Raw genomic sequence first — 1,769 nt, 5'->3', positions numbered from 1 at the left:
CACCGAAATCGAACGCTGGCGACGCGAATACAACGAGGACCGACCCAAGAAGGCGATCGGCGGCATGACCCCGGCTGCTTATGCCCAACATCTGGCAAACACCGATATCATTACCCCCGGACTCTAAACCAAACCACTACTCAGGGTGGGGGGACGTCGGACGTCATCGAGGCGGATCTGGCCAAAAATATTGTTTCTGTTGCAAATATGCTATCTCGTTCATCCAAGCACTCAACACGGGAAGTGGTTCTGTGGGTGGAGCACATCGGCCCTGTCTGGAAGCAAGATATGACTCAGATGAAGCAAGCACTACTCAACTGGCCAGAAGCCATGCATCGCGAAGGCCTCTCCAGAACATCCGTTGAGGCAATGAGCGAATTTATGCATGGCGCTCCAGATGGAGGGCCTAACAATTCGTTCAAGCCGAAATCGCTTCGCGGGCCGGCTTGACTCGGGTTTTAGGCCAATACCACACATGCTCAGGATATGCAGATGAAAACGTCCGATTCACTCGTAAGGATTTTTGCGCCTGCCAGTAAAGTCTGGAAGGCTTTGACCGTGCCTGAGCTAGTCAAGCAATGGCAGTACGGCTCCGATCTCCTGACCACGTGGGAAGTGGGCACCCCAATCATTTTTCGGAACGAATGGAACGGGCAAGTCTTTGAATAGAAAGGCACGGTTCTTGAGTTCTTGCCGGAGTCGCGCCTTAAGTACTCGTTGTTCTTCCCGCGCCCCGATCTGCAAGACATTCCAGAGCACTACTTCTTCATGACCTATGAGCTGACCGAGCGTGACGGAAGCAGCTCTTTGCTGGTGCGTCAGGAAGACCCCCGCCCTTCCCCGCCAAATAAGTCCTCTGGCGGAGATGCTGGGCCTGATGTATTTTCCTACTTGAAAGAATTGGTCGAAGTCAAAATGCCGTGATCGTCATTTGGCCTAACAATTCACTCAGGCAGCATTTGTCTCGCAACCCGGATTCGGCGAGATGTTAGGCGGAAGCGCAGAGACGGTCGTAAAGAGACATTTTATGGAAAACTATCAGCTTGTGACATCGCCCCTCTGTCGCTCCGTTACGAACGATGGCCGTACTATTCGCTTAGAGATCTATCGCGGACCCGACACCGGCTGGACTCTGGAGGCTGTTGATGAGTTCAACAACTCCACCGTTTGGGATGACCTCTTCGCAACGGACCAGGCCGCATTCGACGAGGCATTGCGCGCTATTCGGGATGAGGGCATCGACTCCCTCATTGGTCCACCCAGCGGCGTCCATTAATCGGTCGGCCGCCTAATGGCTCATTCAAGCCGACGCCGCGTCGTGGCGCGGCTTAACTCACGTACTAGATCCTGCAAATGCGAATCTCTGAGTTCGACCTAGTTCGCGTTATCGCAAACATCCCCGACGCTCGGATAGACCATGACTTCAGCCAACGGTCTCCCCAGATCGGTGACCTTGGAGCAGTCGTTCTGGTGCATGCGGTTCAGCCAGGCCGTGAGGCCGCTTTCGCCGTCGAGTGTGTCGGCTCGGAGGGCCACACCATCTGGCTAGCGGATATATTTACGTCAGAGTTGGAGCGGGCTCCACCTACTTAGTCGCCCCTGAAAAACCCCCAGGCTGCATCCATTGCAAGGCTTAACCTGCGTTTTAGGTGTGCTGGAATTGCCAGTTTTCGTTACTCTACGAACTGGTTTCTGGCAGTTTTCGCCCATGCGTACACGCCGTCCTGCCGCCGAGCAGTTGCCTGCCGATGAGTTGTTTCGTTCGCGTT

Annotated in this window: 4 protein-coding genes; all 4 read left to right on the top strand. The window is 54.6% G+C overall.

What is annotated here, in order from left to right; all coding sequences use genetic code 11:
• Positions 1–127: integrase core domain-containing protein (locus tag F7R02_RS25180; RefSeq protein WP_151210081.1), on the top strand; the 127-nt coding region annotated here is incomplete at its 5' end.
• 365 nt (positions 128–492) lie between these two features.
• A complete protein-coding gene (locus F7R02_RS27120; protein WP_235857384.1) occupies positions 493–669 on the top strand; it encodes an SRPBCC domain-containing protein in 177 nt (58 codons plus the stop codon).
• 21 nt (positions 670–690) lie between these two features.
• Positions 691–924: a hypothetical protein gene (locus tag F7R02_RS27115; protein ID WP_235857386.1), complete on the top strand. Its 234-nt coding sequence runs from the start codon at positions 691–693 to the stop codon at positions 922–924.
• Between the two features lie 103 nt (positions 925–1,027).
• Positions 1,028–1,276 carry a hypothetical protein gene (locus F7R02_RS25170; RefSeq protein WP_078590109.1) on the top strand — a complete coding sequence of 83 codons (249 nt, stop codon included), beginning with the start codon at positions 1,028–1,030 and terminating at the stop codon, positions 1,274–1,276.
• Positions 1,277–1,769: the final 493 nt, after the last annotated feature.

Source organism: Xanthomonas cissicola, from assembly GCF_008801575.1.
In the GTDB taxonomy this organism is placed as follows: Bacteria; Pseudomonadota; Gammaproteobacteria; order Xanthomonadales; family Xanthomonadaceae; genus Xanthomonas; species Xanthomonas cissicola.
The sequence above is the reverse complement of the archived record's forward strand: the minus strand, read 5'-3'. Positions and strand labels throughout refer to the sequence as shown.

Bases quoted from the DNA above. Each gene is read 5' to 3' on its own strand.
- F7R02_RS27120 (WP_235857384.1), top strand. From the start codon at position 493: ATGAAAACGTCCGATTCACTCGTAAGGATTTTTGCGCCTGCCAGTAAA.
- F7R02_RS25170 (WP_078590109.1), top strand. From the start codon at position 1,028: ATGGAAAACTATCAGCTTGTGACATCGCCCCTCTGTCGCTCCGTTACG.